Consider the following 17,902-nt stretch of genomic DNA (forward strand, 5'->3'; position numbering starts at 1 on the left):
ATGAATGCCTCATCCGCCCAGGTCGTTGCGATACCAGGCCACTCCCCCGGCCCGCTCGCACGTCTCGTCGCCCGGAGCGGCCGCTGGTCGATGTACCGGTGGACCGCGGCCGGGCTCGCGCTGGTCGAGGTGTGCGCGCTGGGCGCGGCCGCCGCCGGGCAGTTGCTCGCTGGGCCGATCGACCTGCTCATGAGCCTGGCCGTCGCGGTGGCAGTCAGCATCGTGGCCAACAGGGCGTGCGCCGCGCTGTGGCATGCGCCCGTGCGGGACGAGTCCGCCCTCGTCACCGGGCTGATCGTCCACCTGGTCGCCTGGCCGGGAACCGATCGGGTCTCGTTACTGGCCGTCGTGGTGACCGCGGGGATCGCCGCGGTGTCGAAGTACGCGCTGGTGGTGAGGGGACGCCGCCTCGTCAACCCGGCGGCCGTCGGGCTCGCTGTGAGCGGGCTCGTCGGCCTGGGATCGGGTAGCTGGTGGGTCGCCACCCCCGTGCTGTTGCCGATGGTCGCAGTCACGGGCCTGCTCGTGCTCCAGCGCTCCGCGACCTGGCCCGCCGCTGCCGGTGCCTTCATCACGGGCCTCGTGGGCCTCACCGTATGGCTGGCCGGCTCGGGCGCGAGCGTCCCGCAGGCCGCCGCCTCGGCCCTCGGGTCGTATCCGGTCGTCTTCTGGGCGGCGTTCATGGTGACCGATCCCCAACTGCTGCCCGCACGACGCCTGCACCAGGTGGTCGCGGGGGTGGCGTCCGGGATCGCGCTGGCGATTCCCTTCAGCCTGTCCATCGGCGCCCTCACCGTGTCGTCCTCCCCTGCGACGGCTGTGCTGGTGGGCAACCTCGTCGCTCTCGGGCTGCGTGCGCGGCGCAGCCGGGCCGTGGACGCCCGGGTCGGTGCGACGCGGTCATTGGGTGGCGACATCGTCGAGGTCGACCTGATCACCTCGCGTCCCATCAGCATCGAAGCCGGCCAGTACGTGGAGCTGACGGCACCGTCCGGGCCGTGGACAGCACGCGGGAACCGTCGCGCGTTCACTCCCACCAGCACCACAGGCACCCCGGGGACGGGATTGCAGATCATATTCCGCGCCGGCGAGCCGCTCAGTTCGTTCAAGCGCAGCCTGCTGACCGACGGAGCCCCCCTGCGCCTGGAAGGTGTTCGCGGAGATCTGACGCTGCCCGGCGACCCGGGCATTCCCCTCGTGCTTCTCGCCGGCGGGGTCGGGATCACCCCGTTCATCGCATTCGCCAACCAGCTTCGCGCCCGCGGCGAGGTACGGGACGTGGTCCTGATCCACTGCGTCCGGCATGTCGACGAGATCATCCATCCGGAGGTGCTCTCCGGCTTCCGTGTGATCGTGGTCAGCCCCGACACGGACGGGAAGCTGCCCGAGGACTGGCTTCGGCTCACAGGGTCCGTCCCCGACGCGGAGGCCCTGAAACGCCTGTGTCCCGATATCGGGAAACGGCTCGCCTACGTCGCGGGCTCGCCCCGATCGGTGGCTCGGTACCGACGGGCGCTACGTGCCGCCGGGGTGCTCCGGGTACGCAGCGAGGCACTGGTCGGCATCTGAGACCGGGAGCCCCGCGGTGAGACGTCGGCATCAGCGCATGGCCCCAGCACGCCGAAAAGACGAATCCAGCACACCGGGCAGATGGCCGATCTAGGCTGGAGGCACTGGATCGACACGACCTGACTACGCACAATGCCGGGCGGGTTTCGTGGATCGGGTCAGGCCGGGCAGATGGGCCGTGACTTGAGAACGCACCCCCGTCCAGAGGTGGAGGACTCCATGACCAACGACACCGACACGTTCGACCCTGTCGCACGAGGATTGGGTGTGGTACGCACCATTCTCGGCGTCAGCGGGATTCTGACGCTCCTGCTCGGGCTGGCGATACTGATCTGGCCGGGACGCACCGCCGAGGTGCTCGTGGCGCTGCTCGCGATCTACACGGTGGTCACGGGGCTGGTCTACGTGGGCACAGGGATTCGCGCGACGATGCACGCGACGTGGTCGCGGATCGCATCGGTCGTGCTCGGCATCTTCCTCATCGTCGCGGGCATCATCGCCTTCGCCAACATCGGCGCAGCCACCGATGCGTTCATCGTTGTCATCGGCGTGTTGGTCGGCATCGCATGGATCGCCGAAGGGATCTTGGAGCTCGCCTTCGGCCTCAACGGAATCGCCAGACCCCGTGGTTGGACGATCGCCTTCGCCGTCATCAGCATCCTCGCCGGCGTGCTGCTGCTGTTCTCCCCCATGCTCATCGCGGTGATGTGGATCTGGCTGGGCGTGCTCGCCGTCGTCCTCGGCATCGCCCAGATCATCGACGCGTTCCAGATCGGCCGGCTCGTCCGCTGAAGCTCGGCGTGGCGGGCTCGTCCACCACGAGCGGCTGCCCACCACGAGCGACTAGCGTGAGAATGTGACTCCGGGCGGCGGGCCCGGGTCTGGCAAGGAGGTCGGACGTGACTGACGAGGCTGTTGTCGTGCATACCGGGACCACCCGTTCCCTGCGCTTCGACGAGCACCCCGAGGTGACGACGGGAGCCGGGACACCTGCCCCGGTTCCTCTGATCACCCTCAACAACGGTGTGCGTATGCCGCAACTCGGGCTGGGGGTGTGGCAGGCCGGGGACGCGGACACCGAGCGGGCCGTGCGTTTCGCGATCGACGAGGCCGGTTACCGCCACATCGACACGGCGAGGATCTACGGGAACGAGGCCGCGGTCGGGAAGGCCGTGCGGGAGTCGTCCGTGCCGCGCGAGGAGATCTTCGTCACCACCAAGCTCTGGAACGCCGATCAGGGCGATGGCTCGACGATCGCGGCCTTCGACGCCAGCCTGCAGCGGCTCGGCCTCGACTACGTCGACCTGTATCTCATCCACTGGCCGCTCAAAGGATCCGACCGGTTCATCGAGACGTGGCTGGCCCTCGAAAAACTCCTGGCGTCCGGCCGCACGCGTGCCATAGGCGTGGCCAACAACAAGCCGCACCACCTGCAGACCCTGTTCGAGCACGGCTCGGTCGTCCCGGCGGTCAACCAGATCGAGTTGCATCCTCATCTGCCCCAGCACCTGACCAGGGAATTCGATGAGGACCACGGCGTCGTGACCGAATCGTGGAGCCCCCTGGGGGGCAGCGACCGGCAGGGCTGGGGGCCGGCGTCCAAGCCGAACACCCTGTTGGGTGACCCGCTGCTGACCGGGATCGGGGCCGCACACGGCAAGACCGCCGCCCAGGTGATGATCCGCTGGCACATCCAGAACGGCCTGGTCGTCATCCCCAAGTCGGTGCACGAGGACCGGATCCGCCAGAACATCGACGTCTTCGACTTCGAGCTCACCGGCGGCGAGATCGAGCAGATCGCGGGTCTCGACAACGGTCAGCGCGTGGGCAAGGACCCGGACGACTTCGTCTGAGTGATCTCCGGCAACAGCGACTCCAGCCGTGAGTAGCTGGTCTCCATGCCGTCGACCATGCCGGTACCCAGGATCGCGTCGCGTGCCTCGGCACTCGGATACGTGATGACGATCACCAGCAGAGTGCCGCCGTCGACCGGGGTGAGAGTCATCTCGTTGACGGTGACCGGCGCCTCGCCGCCGATCAAGATCTCGGTCGTGACCGCGCGACGCGGCGGGCTCGATGCGAGCAGTTCCCCCGTGAACCCGAAGCGATTCCCGGCGTCGTTCTCCCACTCGTAGCGATACCTCTCGCCGACGGCCACGGCGACCTCGCACACGGGCATCGTCCAACCGTCCGGGCCCAGCAGCCAGCGCTTCATGATGTCGGGGTCGTGGTGCGCCCGCCAGACGTCCGTCAGATCGCCACGGATCACCCGACCCGTCCGCACCTGCGTGTCGCCGAGGATCTGGGCCTGCACCGCGTTCCCGGCGGCGAAGGACGACAGGTCGGCCACGACGGCGTCGATCTGCGCCATCGCCGTCCGCAGGCCCTCCTCCATGCCCATGCGGACCAGTTCCTCGAGTTCGTCCAGACTGTTGAACGTGCTCACGGTCGTGACCCGGGACCCCTCCCCGATGGGCTCGAACCCGACCGACATGCGGGTCGTCGGCAGTTCGACATTCGGTGAGCCGTCGGGATGGGCGAAGCCATCGATCACCTCGAAGCGGCGGGGCGCCTCGACCAGGAGGAACTCCCAGTAGCCGTGCGAACTCTCGCCCTGCGGCCCGGTCATCCGGTAGTCGGACCTGCCACCCTGGGTCATGTCGTGCCGCGTGAACGTGGCGGGCCATTCGGGCGGGCCCCAGAACTTCTCCAGTTGTCGGGGGTCACAGTACGCGTCCCACACGCGGCGGACGGGAACCGGGTATTCGGCGATGACGGTCAGGGTCAGGGTTCCAGGGTCTTTGCGTACCTCTGTGATGGGCATGTCGGAGCCTTTCGTCGCTCGATCAGTGCTCAGGGTCGGCGAGCAGTGCATCCAACCGGGCCACGCGCCCGCGCCAGATCTGCTCGTACTGGTTCAGCAGGGACTGCGCCCGGCGCATCGCGTCGGGGTTGCCATACACGCAGCGTTCGCGCCCGCGCGATCGTTTCGTCACCAGACCCGCGTCCTCCAGGATGGCGACGTGCTTCTGCACGGCGGCGTACGACATGTCGTAGGACGCCGCCAGCTGCGTCACCGTCGCATCACTCGCGAGGGTGCGACGCAGGATGTCTCGGCGGGTGGCGTCGGCGAGGGCACCGAAGACCCGGTCGGTCTCGTCCTCGGTGAGCGCGTCCGATGCACCTCTATCTACAACCATTTGGTTGTAGATTATTCAATAGATTGCTTCCGGTCAAGAGTCGCTGACGGCGCGAATCGCCTTGCCCGTCAGATTCCGGGTGCTGATCCGTCCTGAAAGATAGTGGATGATCCACCCTTCACTGGTTCCCCCTGTGTTGGCCCCACTGTCCCCCGGTGGGGATTGAATGGCACGCCCCAAAGTGCCGAGGCGGACTGGGTGCCCATCGACAGACGGCACCCAGTCCGTCTGTCTTTCCTTCGGCCGCGCCGTTTCGCATCGCGCCTCGATACGGGGCGCCTCACCTCCGATCACCCGCGAATCGGTAGGCTCTCGGCCTTGTCCACAAAGTACGCGGACAAGGCCGTCTTCCCCCGTTGCCCACATAGTCCCTTGTTGTCACGAGTCTTCCGCATCACACCACAGGCACCGCAACAAACCTTCGCGGGCGACAGGTTTGAGGCGTGTCGTCGTCCTACTTGTCGGAGGGGCGTCCTCCTTGTGCCGTCACAGCCACCACCACGACTCGCCCCCCAGGGGGAAGTCGAGGTTTGAAGAGCAGCACTGGTCGGACTGACGTTGTGGACCTGACGCGCCGGAGACGCCCCCCATCGCGAGGCATGGCTCGGTACCGGGGGAGCCCGCAGCGAGGTTCGCGCGGCCGTACCCAGCCATCGACACGCCACAAGGCGAGCCATGGACGGAGTTGACCACACGTCCTCGGCTCCCCCGCATGACGAAGATCTGGTTCTCGCCGCCGCCGACGGCGACATGGATGCGGCCGCCGAATACCTCATCACCAGGCATGGGAGCTTTTTTCACGCCATGGCGAGCCGTATCGCCGGCACGACCATGGATCCCGAGGACCTCCTGGCCGAGGCGATCACGAACCTGCTCGCCAAGTGGGCTCAAGGCACCGGACCACGCAGGAACGTGCGGGCGTACGTGGTGTCGGCGATGCGGAATCGCATCATCGACGAGTCTCGATCGCCGCGATCGCGGGTGCTCCCCCTCGGCACGGTCCCAGAGCCCGAGATCGAGGACGAAAGAAGCCATCACCAGGCTGAGCTGAGCGAGGAGTTCGAGTACGTCCGCCGGGCCATGTGGCTCCTACCGGAGGACCAGCGCACGGCCATCATCGCCACGATTGTGGAGGGCTGCAAGCCACGGGAACTCGTCGGACGACTCGGGCGTCCTCCCGCCGCCATCTATTCGCTCACCCGGCGCGCACGCGTCAACCTCCGCCGCAACATGCTCCGCGTCATGCTCGAACAGAGCGCATCCACCGAGTGCCATGTCACCGCGCGACACCTGCCGGAGGTCATTCCGGTCGAGTTCCCCGGTTCGCCGGACAACCCCGCGATGCAACACATCAGCACCTGCCGCCACTGCTCGGCCGCGTGGGTGCGTTTCGCCTCGATGCCGGCCGCACTCGGCGTCCTACCGGCCGACCCCACCGGGCCCGGTCAGGCCGCCGAGTGATCCACGCGGTCTTGTGCCGACGCGTTGTACTCGTCGATCGTCGCTGTCACATGCCTGTCGTCATAGCGCCAATACAGCACCGAGGCGACCGCGATCGCCACCGCGGCGACACCTGCGGTGAGCCTGACGCCCTCGACAGTGGCCTGGCCTGTCGTCGACCCGAGAGCCACGAGCGCCGGTGTGACGAACAGCACCAGCGACTGGCCCAGTGAGGTGATGAAGTTGCGCGACGCGAAGAACATCCCCGCCCGGTTCACCCCGGTCTTGATCGTGTCGTACTGCGTCAGGTCGGCGAAAGCTGCGGCCGGCAGGATGTTGGTCACCGAGATGGGAAACCCGATCAGCAGCCCGATGAGCACGGCGAACGTGGTGGACCCCATGACCTGCAGCACCACCGGGTACCAGAAGATGGCCGCATAGATCACGATGTAGGCCAAGCATGCCCCCACCATGAGGGGTTTCTTGCCGAATCGCCTGGCCAGCGCGTTGATGGGCCAGTAGCTGGCGATTCCGACGACGATCGCCAGGCCCGAGACCACGGTAGCGAACGACTCGGGCGCGCCGATCAGCATCGTGACGTAGTACAGCAATGTCGCGTTGAACAAGGTGAATGCCACCCACATGATCAGGTACGCACCGAGCAGGACCACGAAGTTCGGGTAACGCAGCGTTGCCCGGAAGGACGACAGCAGCGGCACGTAGGCGGGCTCGAACCTCACCCAGCGGCGCTCACGAACCGTGAACGCGGGGATGGCGGCAAACACGAAACCGATGACGGAGAACAGTGCGAAGGTCGCCCGCCAGGCATCGAGTTCGCTCAGCCCCGCACCGTCCAGCGCGCCCTTGATGATCGGGCTGAGGAACACCACCGCGCTCCCGACCACATAGAAGAGCGTGTTGAGCGTGAAGAACCACACCCGGCGGTGGGTGTCGGTGACCAACTCGGCCTGGAGTGCGTAGAACGGCACGAGATAGACCGAGGACGACACCAGGTTCACCAGCATGAACACCGAGACCCACACGGTGTTGACCCAACTGGCGTGGCCCGTCGGGGTCAACACCAGCAGCGCCGTCGACACGGCCCACGGCACGACCGCCCACCGCATGAACGGGATCCTGCGCCCGGAGGCTCCCCCGGCACGATCGGACACGTAGGCGATGAGCGGGTCGACGACGGCGTCGATGACGCTGCCCACACCGCGCACCACCGCGAAGGTCACTGCCGCGGCGGGCAGAAGCACAGGCAGGGACGAGGTCGGCTGCGGGATGAAGACGACCATCAGATAGCTCGTGATCAGCCCCGAGAGCAGGGCACGGGCGAAGTCCGCCAGGCAGAAGTTGATCAGGACGCTCGTCGGTGTGCCGGGCCCGGCGCCGGGTGGCGCGGCGGCCTCCTCCGGTGCGCGCGGGGTCGCCGTGGTCTCGCTCATCTGTTCTCCCCTGGTGATTCGTCGGATTCGGTCTGGTCGCCGGGCGTCAGGGCGTCGACGAGCCGCTGCCGGAACAGCGACGGCTCGTCGCGGGCCGGAGAATGGCCCGACCCCTCGAACCACACGAGATTCACCCGCGGCGCCTCGAGCAGCGCGGCATACTCCTCCACGAGGTCCGACGGCGTGGTGTGATCATGGCGTCCCTGGAAGAACCAGACGGGAACACCCAGCCGGGGTGCCTGCGACCGGAAGTCATAGGACGTGGCGGTCGGCCACAGCTGGCTGAGGCTCCTCACCACCCCGAGCCTGCTGCCGATCCGTTCGGCGAGCGGCACGGGCCATGCGTAGCGGCGACGCGGGGGGACGACCGCCGCCGCGTCCTCGCCGGCATCAACGGGATATTCTCCGGGCAAGGGAAGATATCGTCCCAGGACAGAGCGCTGGATCGCGAGCCCCAGCAGCACGGGTCGGTACTGGGCCAGGCGTGGGGGGCCGACACGGTGCAGAAGCGCTACGTCGCGGCGGGCCGCCCGGCGTGTACGTGCAGCCACCGTCCGGTCGCGGGCGACGCGAACGGCCTGGTCGAGCGCCCACGACCAGCTGAGCGCCTCACCGTGTACCCCGTCCACCGCCTGCCCCGATCCCACATAGCCCGCGATGTGTTCCGGGTGGCGTTTGACGAGCAGGATGCCGAGTTCGCTGCCCCACGACTGGCCGAGCACGTACACCGGTGCGCCCGGGTTTCTGGCAGCCACCCGGGAGACCAGTTCGGCGGCGTCCTCGACCAGCGTGTTCACCGTGAGCCGCGAGCGGCCCGCGCCGAAAAAGCTCGCTCCGGCTCCCCGCTGGTCCCACGTGACAAGGGTGAAATGCTCGGCGAGCGCCGCATGCCGGTCGAGGAATGCCCGTCCGTTCGCGAAACCCGGACCTCCGTGCAACACCAGGAGCACAGGCAAGCCCACCCGCGCGGCGAGTACCTGGATCTGTTGTGGACGACCGCCGAGGCGGACGCGACGACGAAGGTCCACCGCATGATCGGTGGGGCCGGACGGTGTCGACCGGAGCAGCGTCATCGGGATCACGCCGTCAGCAGGCCGGCGTCCAGCACGTACTGGGCGCCGGTGATGTAGCGGGCGCGGTCGCTGGCGAGGAACAGCACCAGTTCGGCGACATCGGCGGTCTCGACCCACGGAACCGGCAGCAGGTTGCCCGCGGAGGCCTCGGCGATCTCCTCCGGCGTCTTTCCCTCCATGGCCGCCAGACCGTCGTTCATCTGGGTGTCGACCCCCGTCGGATGGATGGACACGGCCCGGATGCCATGCGGGGCGAGCTCGATCGCCAGCGACTTGGTCAGGCCGATCACTCCCCACTTGGACGCCGAGTAGTGCGACAGGCGCCGCATTCCGCGCAGGCCACCGATGGACGAGTTCGTGATGATGACGCCGCCGCCCCGCTCGACGAGCGCGGGCGTCGCAGCGCGCGTGGTGTGCCAGACCCCGCCGAGGTTGATGTCGATCATGTCGCCCCACTCCCGGTCGGTCAGCTCGTGCGACAGACCGTAGGCACAGATACCGGCGTTGGCGAAGACGATGTCGAGACCACCGAACTTCGTGACGCCCGCCGCGACCGCCTGTTCCAGGGACGCGAGGTCGCGCACGTCGCCACGGGCGGCGAGGAAGTGATCGGCGCCGATCTCGGCGGCGAGGGCCTCCAGGCCGTCCTCCTGGTGGTCGAGGTAGGACGGATAGGCCAGCGGCGCCAGGCGGTCGAACCCGATGACGTTCGCACCCTGTGCGGCGAAAGCGCGGGCGACCCCGCGTCCCTGCCCGCTCCCGGCCCCGGTGATCAGCACCGTCTTCCCCGCGAACTCCCCCGGACGCGGCCCCGCGGCCACCGGCTCGGCGTCGAGGCGTCGTGCTTCTTCCTTGACGCCATGCGGTGCCACCCCGGGACGAGGTGCCGCGTCGTCCGGCACCGTCACCGAGATCTGCTCGGCGACCGCCGGTGCGACGGCGAAGTTCCTGGTCGGAGCCGCTGCGAAGGCCGCGAACGGATCGTCCGGCCCCTCGAACAGTTCGAGGGCGCTCTGGTCCGGGTCGACGCCCAGCGCCTCGTTGACGATGTTGGTGGCGACCATGAGCCCGGCGAACGCGACCAGCAGCACCAGTCCCTCCTCACCGAGGCGATCCCGGATGCGGGCGGTGACGGCGTCGTCCGCCCGGCCTTGGGACGCGACGCCCCGCCCGAACTCGGCGAGGTCGGTCTCCTCGGGGCTCAGCGGCTCACCGGACGGATCGTCCCCCCTCGCGAGCAGGGCACGCCGGAAGTACAAGGAGCAGATGAGGCACTCGTTGGCGGTCGAGATGGCATGGCTGACGACGATCGTGCCCCGCTCGCCGATGAACGGGATCAAGGCATCGCGCAACGGATACCACGTCATCAGGGCATCGAACGCGGGTGCCGAGCGGAGCAGCGTCTGCTTCATGTGGGTCATGCCGTGAGCCGCATGCTCCTCGTCCCAACGTCTCCGAGCCTCAGGCGGCAGATCGTCGTAGGCGGGCCTGGTGACGTAGGTGATCATGCGCCCCATTGTTCATCGCGGCTTCCGCCGCAGCCGAAACCTCCGACGGCACTTCTCGCGCACCGGGAGACAGGTGTCCCGGACGCTTCACGCGGGTACCGTCGCTTCCCGCTGGCCATATTTCGCCCGCGGGAACACACAAGGCCCGCGGCAACCGAGCGGCTCCTGGCCGGAGGCCGCGAGGCCCAGGAAACGGCGTGGTCACAGCCGGGTCATCCCTCAGGAAACGGGCGCCCCGCACGGCCGCGCACCTCGACCGGAAGAGGACGGACGACCGTGGGTGACATGTTTCGTATCACGAACGTGAACGTGTTCGACGCCCGGGCGGGACGCATCGCCGGGCGCTTCGACGTCGTCGTCGCGGACGGCACGATAGCGGCGGTCACCCCGGTGGGCGACGGTCTCCCCGGCTCGCCCACGGACTCCGGCGGCGCGATCATCGACGGCACCGGGAAGACCGTCATCCCCGGGCTCATCGACGCCCACTGGCACACGGCGTTCTCCACGGTTCCGGCCATGGTCGCCACGACCAGCGACATCGGCTACGTCGTCGCCCGGGCGGTGGCCGGCGCGCGCGACACCGTACTGCGGGGCTTCACGACCGTGCGCGACCTCGGCGGCCCGTCCTTCGGCATCAAGCGGGCCATCGACGAGGGTGCCGTCCCAGGGCCGCGCATCTATCCCTCGGGCGCCTTCATCTCGCAGACCGGGGGCCACGGCGACTTCCGCATGCCCAACGACGTGCCACGGGGCATAGCCGGGAATCTCAGCTACAGCGAGATCGTCGGCGCCGCGGTCATCGCCGACGGTGAGACCGAGGTGCTCCGCGGAGCGCGGGAGATGCTGCGGCAGGGGGCCTCGCAACTCAAGGTGATGGCAGGAGGCGGGGTGGCTTCCCGCTATGACCCGCTCGACGTCAGCCAGTACACCCCGCGCGAGATCAGCGCCGCTGTCGACGCCGCCGAGAACTGGGGCACCTACGTGACCGTGCACGCCTACACGCCCCGGGCGGTACGCACGGCGATCACCGCTGGGGTTCGCTGCATCGAGCACGGCCAACTGCTGGACGAGCAGACTGTCGCGTCGATGGCCGAACAGGGCATCTGGTGGTGCCTGCAGCCGTTCGCCCTGGAGGCCGATCAGCTCCCGCCCGCCGGCCCGAATCGGGACAAGTTCCTCCGCATGGTCGCCAGCACCGACAGCGCCTACGAACTGGCTATCAAGCACCGGGTCAAGGTCGCCTTCGGCACCGATACCCTCTTCGACGCCGCCCTCGCCGCACGCCAGGGAGCGCAGTTGGCAAAACTCACCCGCTGGTACAGCCCGGCGGAAGTACTGCAGCAGGCGACCTGGCGCAACGCGGAACTGCTGTCGCTGTCGGGGCCACGGAACCCGTATCCGGGGACGCTCGGCGTCGTCGAGACGGGCGCGATCGCCGACCTGATCCTGGTGGACGGCGACCCCGTGGCCGACATCTCGTTGATCGCCAGGCCGGACGAGGCGTTCTCCGCGATCATCAAGGACGGACGGCTCGTCAAGGGGACGGCCTCGCCCGCGGCGTGAGGCCTTCCGCCCGTGCGGGGCTCGCGAGGCGACCTCGGCAGGCAACGGTTGGCGAAGCCCCTAAGTTGGGTGACATGGACATCCTGCTGCTCGGCGGCCAGAGCCCCCGCCACCGCGAGTGGTCGCGCGCCATCGCCGCGTCCCTGGAATCACACGGGCACCGTGTCTCCCAACTGGAGTACGCGAACTGGCTCGACCAGACTCGTGTGACCGACGTGGAGCACGAGGTGGCAGCCGTGACGCACGCGGCTGCGACGTTGACCGATCCCGTGGTGGTGGCCAAGTCGGTCGGCACGCTCATCGCGACTCTGGCCATCGGGCGAGGGCTGCTGCACCCCGCAGGGGAGGTGTTCCTGGGTCTTCCCCTGGAGGCTTGGGCCGACAGCGACGAGGCCACCGCCTACCTGACCGACCTCCCGCCCCTGACGGTGGTGCAGAACGAGCACGACCCCTTCGGGTCGGCCGACGACGCGTCCCGTTTCGTGGCCGCCCATGCCCCGCGCACCTACACCGTCGAAGCCGTCCCGGGCGTGAGCACACATGACTACGTGGACGCCGAGGCGATCCATCACTGGGCCTCCGATCGCGGGTGAGGACGCGCCCGCGCACGGGCGGCCGGGGATCGATAGTCCTTCGGCTGCTGTGCTACGGTCCCAGCATCAGTTCTTGGAGGACACCGATGAACGCACAGTCATACCGCGGCCCGGTCACCGTGCAGTACGCCGGCGGCATGCTCGCGTGTCCGTCCTCCTGTCGCCGCCACTGACCGCTCGCCGAGTCCGCGCGGGCGAAGCCCCGTGCGCCATTGACAGCCGGAGACCCGATCCCGGCCGGAGCGAGCCCACCCCGGAGTCGTCCGGACCGGCAAGGCGTCCATCCCTCGTGAGCCGTCGGAATCCCCCGGAGATCCGGCACTCCTTCCACCCAACTCGCCTACATGAACCGATACTGAGCCAATGACAAGGAGAATCACATGGCCTCTCTGACCTCTGGCCTCGAAGCCGACCTGCTCAACAAGCCGGACCCAACCGATCGATCGAGCTTCCCCGAGACGAACGTCGAGCAGACCCCCGACGGGGCCTTCCGCCGTCAGCGCAACTGGTTCTCCGGGCGGTTCGGTGACGGCCCGGGACAGGCGCCCGCCGAGCCGGGGCGGTACCTGCTGCTCGGCAACCCGGGCTGCGGCTGGAACCGCAGGCAGCTGATCCTCCTGCGACTGCTGGGACTCAGCGACGCGGTCCCCTTCGTCCTGCTCACCGGACGGGACGAGAAGGGCTGGCGGATCGCGTCGGCCGACAACGACCTGGCCGATCGATTCGGCAGCAGCCTGCTCAACGACTACTACAGGCGCACCGACCCCAGTTTCAAAGGCCGGGGCACCTCGCCGACCGTACTGGACGCGAAGACCGGCACGGTGGTCTCGAACAACTACCACCTGCTGCCACAGGACTGGGAAGTCGCCTGGAAGGCCCACCACGCGCCCGGGGCTCCCGACCTGTACCCGGAGGCGCTTCATCAGGAGATCGACCTGCTCAACCAGCAGATCTTCGACGACGTGAACAACGGCACCTACAAGGTGCTGTTCGCCACCAGCCGCGACGCGGCGCTGACGGCCAAGACCGTCTTCGAGGCCCGCCTGGCCGACTACGACTTCAGGCTGGCGTCCCGGCGTTTCCTTTTCGGCCCCGAGATCACCGACTCGGACGTGCGGCTGTTCCAGACGCTCTCGTCCTACGAGCGCAACTACCGGCCGGGCATCGCCGAGATCTTCGGCGAGCAGGAGACCGCGCATCTGCAGGACTACGCGAACCTGTGGGCCTACGCGCGAGACCTGTTCGCGCAGGGTTTCGTCGACGACCGCGAGCTGTACTTCCTCGGCCTGGAGCCGGGCCCGTCGGGCGACTACATCGACGGCGGGCTCGTCCTCAAAGCGACCGGCCTGCTGGGCCCCGCGGAGGATCTTGCGCGTTGGCAGGAACCGTCCGGACGCGAGTCCCTCACCGGCTCTCCCCTGTACTCGGGCCCCGGTGGCGGCGGTTCCTACGAGCTGTGGCGCTTCGCCTGATCGGGTGACTTCGCCGAGTCTGCCGAAGCGGGCTTCGTGGCTGCCTACGATGGGAAAGTTCCCGTCGCGACCAGCGAGGCAGGAGATCTGCGATGAGCACCACGAAGAAGCCCGTCAAGCGCACCACAGCGGCCGACAAGCCCACCGAGGGATTCTCGGAGGACGAACGGGCCGCGATGAAAGAGCGAGCCCAGGAGTTGAAGGCCGAGTCGCGTCGCGGACGCGGGGCCAAGGCCGACCTGGAGAAGGCCGTGCTCGACAAGATCGCCGAGCTACCCGAACCCGACCGGGTGCTGGCCGAGAAGATCCACGCCATCATCAAGGAGAACGCACCGACGCTCTCACCGAAGCTGTGGTACGGCATGCCCGCATACGCGCGCGACGGCAAGGTCGTCTGCTTCTTCCAGGGCGCCAGCAAGTTCAAGGTGCGCTACTCCACCCTCGGCTTCAACGACCCCGCGAACCTGGACGAGGGCACCATGTGGCCGACCTCCTTCGCCTTGACCACACTGTCCGCCGAGGACGAAGCGCGCATCGCCGAGCTCGTGAAGAAAGCGGTGGGCTGAGGCGCGAGGAAGGTCGCGGCACTTCGTGCGTGCCCGTCCCCGATCAACCCCGCAGTTCCGACCAGTAGGACTGATCGGGGGTCGGGGCCGGCGGATCCTCGCGGGCCGGCGTCTCCTCAGCCGTCTCCTCCGGTCTGGGTCCCCCAGCCATCGCCGCGGCGATGGCCGTCGTCAGGGGAATGGTCAGCACCAGACCGATCGAGGCCACAGCGATGGAGACGAGTTCCTCGGCGATCTCGTCGTAGGTGACCAGATCGGCCAGCTTGTGATCGAGGGTGCTGGCCAGCAGGAGCAGCCCCAGCGCCCCGCCCACGTACGCGAAGGCGATCGTGTAGACCGTCGAGGCGATGTGATCGCGGCCGATGCGCATCGCACGGGCGAAGATCTTCCAGCGTGTGTCGTGCGGTGCGGCCGCGCGCAGTTCCCAGACCGAGGAGGCCTGGGTGATGGTCACGTCGTTGAGGACGCCCACGCCACCCAGCACCATGCCGCACAGCAGGACGCCGCGAACGTCGACGAGGGGCGCGTAGTACGCGAGTTGGGACATCTCCTCGCTGACGCCCGGCGTCAGGTGACTCGCCGGGATCGCCCAGGCGGCCAGGGCAGTGACCAGGGCGATACCTGCGAAGGTGCCCAGGAGCGCGGTCGAGGACTTCACCGAGACCCCGTGGGCGAGGTACACGACGATGAACAGCACCGCGCTGGCCGTGACCAGGGCGACGAGCAGCGACGGACGCCCCGCCAGGAGCGCCGGCAGGGTGAAGAACCAGATCATGGCGAGCGCGCCGACCAGCCCGCACAGGGCGGCGAACCCCTTCACTCTCGCCACGGCGACGACGGCGATCGCGAACACCGCTGCCAGCGCGAGGAGCGGGACTCCTCGATGGAAGTCCAGGAACAGATAACTGGGCAGCCCCGAGGTCTCCGTGCCGCCCGGAGTGGCGACGAGTCGCACGCTGGCGCCGATGATGTCGTCGCTCGCGATCGTCGGGCTGAGCTCGATGGTGGTCTGCTCGCCGGAATCGTCCAGCCGCACGACCACCTCGGCGTTCTGCCCGTCCTGCAGGCTTCCGGGATTCTCGATCGCCACGACCGTAGCGGTGACCTGCTCGGCGCCCTCGTACAGGACGGGCCGCTTGGCGGGTAGATCGCCGGTGCTGGGCCACAGCATCACGACGGCGATCACGGTGGCGACGAAAAGGGCGGCCATGACGGCGGCCAGGCCGACGACCACCGCACGGCTGGCCGGGGCCGGACCACCGTGGTCATGGGTGTGGGACATGGTGCCGACCCTACCGGCATCGCCTCGAGATCAGCGGGACCGCCTGCCCCGTGGCGGCGGTTCGCGGCACGATCACCGCGGCACGATCAACCTCGGTGGTGTGGTCGAGGCACGCACGCGCAACTCCGCGGGCACGGGCGACAGATCGGGGGCCTCGCCGGCGAGGGCTGCGAGGGTGGCTCGCAGAACCTTGTGCCCGAGTGTGGTGAAGTCCTGGCGGACGGTCGTCAGCGGCGGGCTGAAGTAGTCCGCACCGGCGATGTCGTCGAAACCCACCACAGAGATCTCCTCGGGAACTCCGACCCCCGCCTCGTTGAGGGCCGCGAGCACTCCGAGAGCCATCTGGTCGTTCGCCGCGAACACCGCGGTCGGCGAGCCGCGTCCGGCTTCACGATCGGCGACGAGCGACAGCCCCGCCTGGTAGCCGCTTCGGCTCGTCCAGTCCCCCGCCAGTACCTGCCAGGACATCCCGTGCCGGTCGCATGCGCGGTGCGCCGCGGCGAAACGCTGCTGCGCGTCCACCCAGTCCTGCGGCCCGGCCAGCAGCGCCACCGACCGGTGCCCCAGTGCGGCGAGGTGATCGATCGCGGCGACCGCGCCTGCCGCCTGGTCGACACTCAGCGCGGCGAGATCGTCGACATCCGCAGGGCTCGGCCCGACGACGATGACCGGGATGCTCAGGCGCAGTTCCGCGGTGCGCCGCACCAGCGACTCGCGTGAGGCGATGACGACCAGTGCCTCCACGTCGTGGTTGAGCGCTGCCTCGACCGCATCGGTCAACCCGCTCTCTGCCCCCGCACGCAGGGTTGCCAGCAGAGACACGTAGCCGTGCCGGCGCGCGGCCTCCTCGACAGCGGCGAGCGTGCTCGTCGGGCCGAAGAGGAACGAGCCCACCGCGATGAGCCCGATGATGCCGGAGCGCTGGGTGACCAGTGTGCGCGCGGCGTTGTTGCGCCGGTAGCCCAGGTCATCGATCGCCTCCAGCACCCGGGAACGCGTGGAGGGACGCACCCCGGGAAGATCGTTGATCACGCGCGAGACGGTCTGATGGGAGACACGAGCCCGCTCGGCGACGTCCTTGAGGCTCGGCGGGCGGCCACCGGCCTGGCGGCGAGCGGAACGCCCTACGTTCACGCGCCCTGCCCGTCGAGCGCACTGACGAGCCACGATGCCTCGTGACTCGCGCCCGGATCGAGGACGACGAGATCGACGCCGCTGTTGAACGCGTCCGGCGGGCAGCTCATCGGCTCGACCGCGAGCCCGGCCCGATTCAACTCGGGCTCGGGACGATCCGCCGTGTGCACCTGCACCCATGGCAGTACCCGGGGGTCCCACGTCATCGCCACACCCGTTCCACCGGGCCCCCTGACCTCGACGCGGCAGGTGTTCTCACCACCGGACCGCGGGGTGAGGTCGGTGTAGGCGTGGTCGACGAACGTCTCGCCCAGACCTCGCGACACCCGGAAGTCCAGCTCGGCGTCCAGATAGTCGCCCACCGGCCGGGTCGCCAGCGGCAGGAGCCTGTCGGCACTGACCTCGAGGACCTGCCGAGCAGGCAGCGACAACGTCCAGTCGTTCACGCGGCCGGCACCGCCCACCAGGTAGGCATGCGATCCCACTCCGTAGGGCGCGCGGACGGCCCCCAGGTTCGTGGCACGCACCGACCATCGAAGACCGTCGTCCCCCAAGCGGTAGGACGCGGCGACCAGCAGGTCGAACGGATAGGCCTCCTGCGCGGTGATGCGATGCTCGAGGGTCACGGAGTCCGCGGTCTTCTCGACGACAGTCCAGTCCGCCCACACGGCCAGACCGTGGAGAGCAGTGGAACGCTCCGGCTCATTGATCGGAATCCGGTGGGCCGTCCCGTCGAAGGAGTAGTGACCGTCGGCCACCCGATTCGGCCAGGGCACGAGGACCGACCCACGGAACACCGGACGCAACACGTCTGCGTCGAACGGGACCACGAGGTCTCGCCCGCGGTAGGTGAGCGTGCGCAGGCTCGCACCCACCGAGGCGATGTCCGCCGCGTAGTCACCGAAGGTGATGCGGACCTGCTCGCCGCTGAGCGGACGGCGGCTCGCGTGTTCTGCAGTCATGGAGGGACCTTTCTGGGTTGCCGACATTGGCCGGGACGCGTGGCGCCGCCCGCACCCGGGCGCTATCCCGTCCCTGAGTGTAGGACACC

16 protein-coding genes are annotated in these 17,902 nt (G+C 68.6%); 8 read left to right on the top strand and 8 right to left on the bottom strand.

Annotation, left to right across the window (positions count from 1 at the left end; translation table 11 throughout):
* The 3 genes from FB473_RS08920 to FB473_RS08930 all read left to right on the top strand — a co-directional run bounded on the left by FB473_RS08920 (nucleotide 1) and on the right by FB473_RS08930 (nucleotide 3,422).
* Nucleotides 1–1,569, top strand: coding sequence for an FAD-dependent oxidoreductase (locus tag FB473_RS08920; RefSeq protein ID WP_167166591.1), 1,569 nt, complete (start codon nucleotides 1–3; stop codon nucleotides 1,567–1,569).
* Nucleotides 1,570–1,788: 219 nt separating this feature from the next.
* On the top strand, nucleotides 1,789–2,361 hold the full coding sequence (locus FB473_RS08925) for an HdeD family acid-resistance protein (RefSeq protein ID WP_167166593.1): 573 nt from the start codon (nucleotides 1,789–1,791) through the stop codon (nucleotides 2,359–2,361).
* A 107-nt stretch (nucleotides 2,362–2,468) separates the two neighbouring features.
* Nucleotides 2,469–3,422 (top strand): aldo/keto reductase, encoded by a 954-nt coding sequence (locus FB473_RS08930; RefSeq protein WP_341770080.1) that lies wholly within the window; start codon nucleotides 2,469–2,471, stop codon nucleotides 3,420–3,422.
* Here the strand turns inward: FB473_RS08930 and FB473_RS08935 are convergent.
* Both FB473_RS08935 and FB473_RS08940 read right to left on the bottom strand, forming a co-directional pair.
* On the bottom strand, nucleotides 3,386–4,393 hold the full coding sequence (locus FB473_RS08935) for an SRPBCC family protein (protein ID WP_167166595.1): 1,008 nt from the start codon (nucleotides 4,391–4,393) through the stop codon (nucleotides 3,386–3,388). The genes FB473_RS08930 and FB473_RS08935 overlap by 37 nt on opposite strands.
* A 22-nt stretch (nucleotides 4,394–4,415) precedes the next feature.
* Nucleotides 4,416–4,769: an ArsR/SmtB family transcription factor gene (locus FB473_RS08940; protein WP_167166597.1), complete on the bottom strand. Its 354-nt coding sequence runs from the start codon at nucleotides 4,767–4,769 to the stop codon at nucleotides 4,416–4,418.
* A gap of 675 nt (nucleotides 4,770–5,444) precedes the next feature.
* Here FB473_RS08940 and FB473_RS08945 point away from each other — a divergent pair.
* Nucleotides 5,445–6,230: an RNA polymerase sigma factor gene (locus FB473_RS08945; RefSeq protein ID WP_167166599.1), complete on the top strand. Its 786-nt coding sequence runs from the start codon at nucleotides 5,445–5,447 to the stop codon at nucleotides 6,228–6,230.
* Here FB473_RS08945 and FB473_RS08950 read toward each other — a convergent pair.
* The 3 genes from FB473_RS08950 to FB473_RS08960 are packed head-to-tail and all read right to left on the bottom strand — an operon-like array spanning nucleotide 6,215 to nucleotide 10,241.
* Nucleotides 6,215–7,660, bottom strand: coding sequence for an MFS transporter (locus FB473_RS08950; RefSeq protein WP_167166601.1), 1,446 nt, complete (start codon nucleotides 7,658–7,660; stop codon nucleotides 6,215–6,217). The two genes, FB473_RS08945 and FB473_RS08950, sit on opposite strands and share 16 nt — an antisense overlap.
* Nucleotides 7,657–8,733: an alpha/beta fold hydrolase gene (locus FB473_RS08955; protein WP_243863885.1), complete on the bottom strand. Its 1,077-nt coding sequence runs from the start codon at nucleotides 8,731–8,733 to the stop codon at nucleotides 7,657–7,659. The genes FB473_RS08950 and FB473_RS08955 overlap by 4 nt, the downstream gene beginning before the upstream one ends.
* 5 nt (nucleotides 8,734–8,738) lie before the next feature.
* Nucleotides 8,739–10,241, bottom strand: coding sequence for an SDR family oxidoreductase (locus tag FB473_RS08960; protein WP_208390498.1), 1,503 nt, complete (start codon nucleotides 10,239–10,241; stop codon nucleotides 8,739–8,741).
* A gap of 285 nt (nucleotides 10,242–10,526) precedes the next feature.
* Here FB473_RS08960 and FB473_RS08965 point away from each other — a divergent pair, with 285 nt between their 5' ends.
* From FB473_RS08965 to FB473_RS08980, 4 genes are all read left to right on the top strand, one after another.
* Nucleotides 10,527–11,804 carry a metal-dependent hydrolase family protein gene (locus FB473_RS08965; protein ID WP_167169382.1) on the top strand — a complete coding sequence of 426 codons (1,278 nt, stop codon included), beginning with the start codon at nucleotides 10,527–10,529 and terminating at the stop codon, nucleotides 11,802–11,804.
* Between the two features lie 74 nt (nucleotides 11,805–11,878).
* The gene (locus FB473_RS08970) at nucleotides 11,879–12,397 is read left to right on the top strand and encodes a hypothetical protein (protein ID WP_167166605.1); all 519 of its coding nucleotides are present in this window, start codon (nucleotides 11,879–11,881) and stop codon (nucleotides 12,395–12,397) included.
* 380 nt (nucleotides 12,398–12,777) lie between these two features.
* Nucleotides 12,778–13,869 (top strand): glutathione S-transferase family protein, encoded by a 1,092-nt coding sequence (locus FB473_RS08975; protein WP_167166607.1) that lies wholly within the window; start codon nucleotides 12,778–12,780, stop codon nucleotides 13,867–13,869.
* Nucleotides 13,870–13,961: 92 nt separating this feature from the next.
* Nucleotides 13,962–14,435 (top strand): iron chaperone, encoded by a 474-nt coding sequence (locus FB473_RS08980; protein WP_167166609.1) that lies wholly within the window; start codon nucleotides 13,962–13,964, stop codon nucleotides 14,433–14,435.
* Between the two features lie 43 nt (nucleotides 14,436–14,478).
* On the opposite strand, the gene FB473_RS08985 is transcribed toward FB473_RS08980, so the two are convergent.
* The 3 genes from FB473_RS08985 to FB473_RS08995 all read right to left on the bottom strand — a co-directional run bounded on the left by FB473_RS08985 (nucleotide 14,479) and on the right by FB473_RS08995 (nucleotide 17,813).
* Nucleotides 14,479–15,717 carry a YibE/F family protein gene (locus tag FB473_RS08985; protein ID WP_208390500.1) on the bottom strand — a complete coding sequence of 413 codons (1,239 nt, stop codon included), beginning with the start codon at nucleotides 15,715–15,717 and terminating at the stop codon, nucleotides 14,479–14,481.
* 72 nt (nucleotides 15,718–15,789) lie between these two features.
* Nucleotides 15,790–16,851 carry a substrate-binding domain-containing protein gene (locus FB473_RS08990; protein ID WP_167166611.1) on the bottom strand — a complete coding sequence of 354 codons (1,062 nt, stop codon included), beginning with the start codon at nucleotides 16,849–16,851 and terminating at the stop codon, nucleotides 15,790–15,792.
* Nucleotides 16,848–17,813, bottom strand: coding sequence for an aldose 1-epimerase family protein (locus tag FB473_RS08995; protein ID WP_167166613.1), 966 nt, complete (start codon nucleotides 17,811–17,813; stop codon nucleotides 16,848–16,850). Before FB473_RS08995 ends, FB473_RS08990 begins: the two co-directional genes overlap by 4 nt.
* Nucleotides 17,814–17,902: the final 89 nt, after the last annotated feature.

The sequence above is a fragment of the Brooklawnia cerclae genome, assembly GCF_011758645.1.
Lineage (GTDB): Bacteria > Actinomycetota > Actinomycetes > Propionibacteriales > Propionibacteriaceae > Brooklawnia > Brooklawnia cerclae.

Bases quoted from the DNA above. Each gene is read 5' to 3' on its own strand.
- FB473_RS08945 (WP_167166599.1), top strand. From the start codon at position 5,445: ATGGACGGAGTTGACCACACGTCCTCGGCTCCCCCGCATGACGAAGAT.
- FB473_RS08975 (WP_167166607.1), top strand. From the start codon at position 12,778: ATGGCCTCTCTGACCTCTGGCCTCGAAGCCGACCTGCTCAACAAGCCG.
- FB473_RS08965 (WP_167169382.1), top strand. From the start codon at position 10,527: ATGTTTCGTATCACGAACGTGAACGTGTTCGACGCCCGGGCGGGACGC.
- FB473_RS08920 (WP_167166591.1), top strand. From the start codon at position 1: ATGAATGCCTCATCCGCCCAGGTCGTTGCGATACCAGGCCACTCCCCC.
- FB473_RS08950 (WP_167166601.1), bottom strand. From the start codon at position 7,660: ATGAGCGAGACCACGGCGACCCCGCGCGCACCGGAGGAGGCCGCCGCG.
- FB473_RS08980 (WP_167166609.1), top strand. From the start codon at position 13,962: ATGAGCACCACGAAGAAGCCCGTCAAGCGCACCACAGCGGCCGACAAG.
- FB473_RS08995 (WP_167166613.1), bottom strand. From the start codon at position 17,813: ATGACTGCAGAACACGCGAGCCGCCGTCCGCTCAGCGGCGAGCAGGTC.
- FB473_RS08960 (WP_208390498.1), bottom strand. From the start codon at position 10,241: ATGATCACCTACGTCACCAGGCCCGCCTACGACGATCTGCCGCCTGAG.
- FB473_RS08970 (WP_167166605.1), top strand. From the start codon at position 11,879: ATGGACATCCTGCTGCTCGGCGGCCAGAGCCCCCGCCACCGCGAGTGG.
- FB473_RS08985 (WP_208390500.1), bottom strand. From the start codon at position 15,717: ATGTCCCACACCCATGACCACGGTGGTCCGGCCCCGGCCAGCCGTGCG.
- FB473_RS08925 (WP_167166593.1), top strand. From the start codon at position 1,789: ATGACCAACGACACCGACACGTTCGACCCTGTCGCACGAGGATTGGGT.
- FB473_RS08955 (WP_243863885.1), bottom strand. From the start codon at position 8,733: ATGACGCTGCTCCGGTCGACACCGTCCGGCCCCACCGATCATGCGGTG.
- FB473_RS08940 (WP_167166597.1), bottom strand. From the start codon at position 4,769: ATGGTTGTAGATAGAGGTGCATCGGACGCGCTCACCGAGGACGAGACC.
- FB473_RS08935 (WP_167166595.1), bottom strand. From the start codon at position 4,393: ATGCCCATCACAGAGGTACGCAAAGACCCTGGAACCCTGACCCTGACC.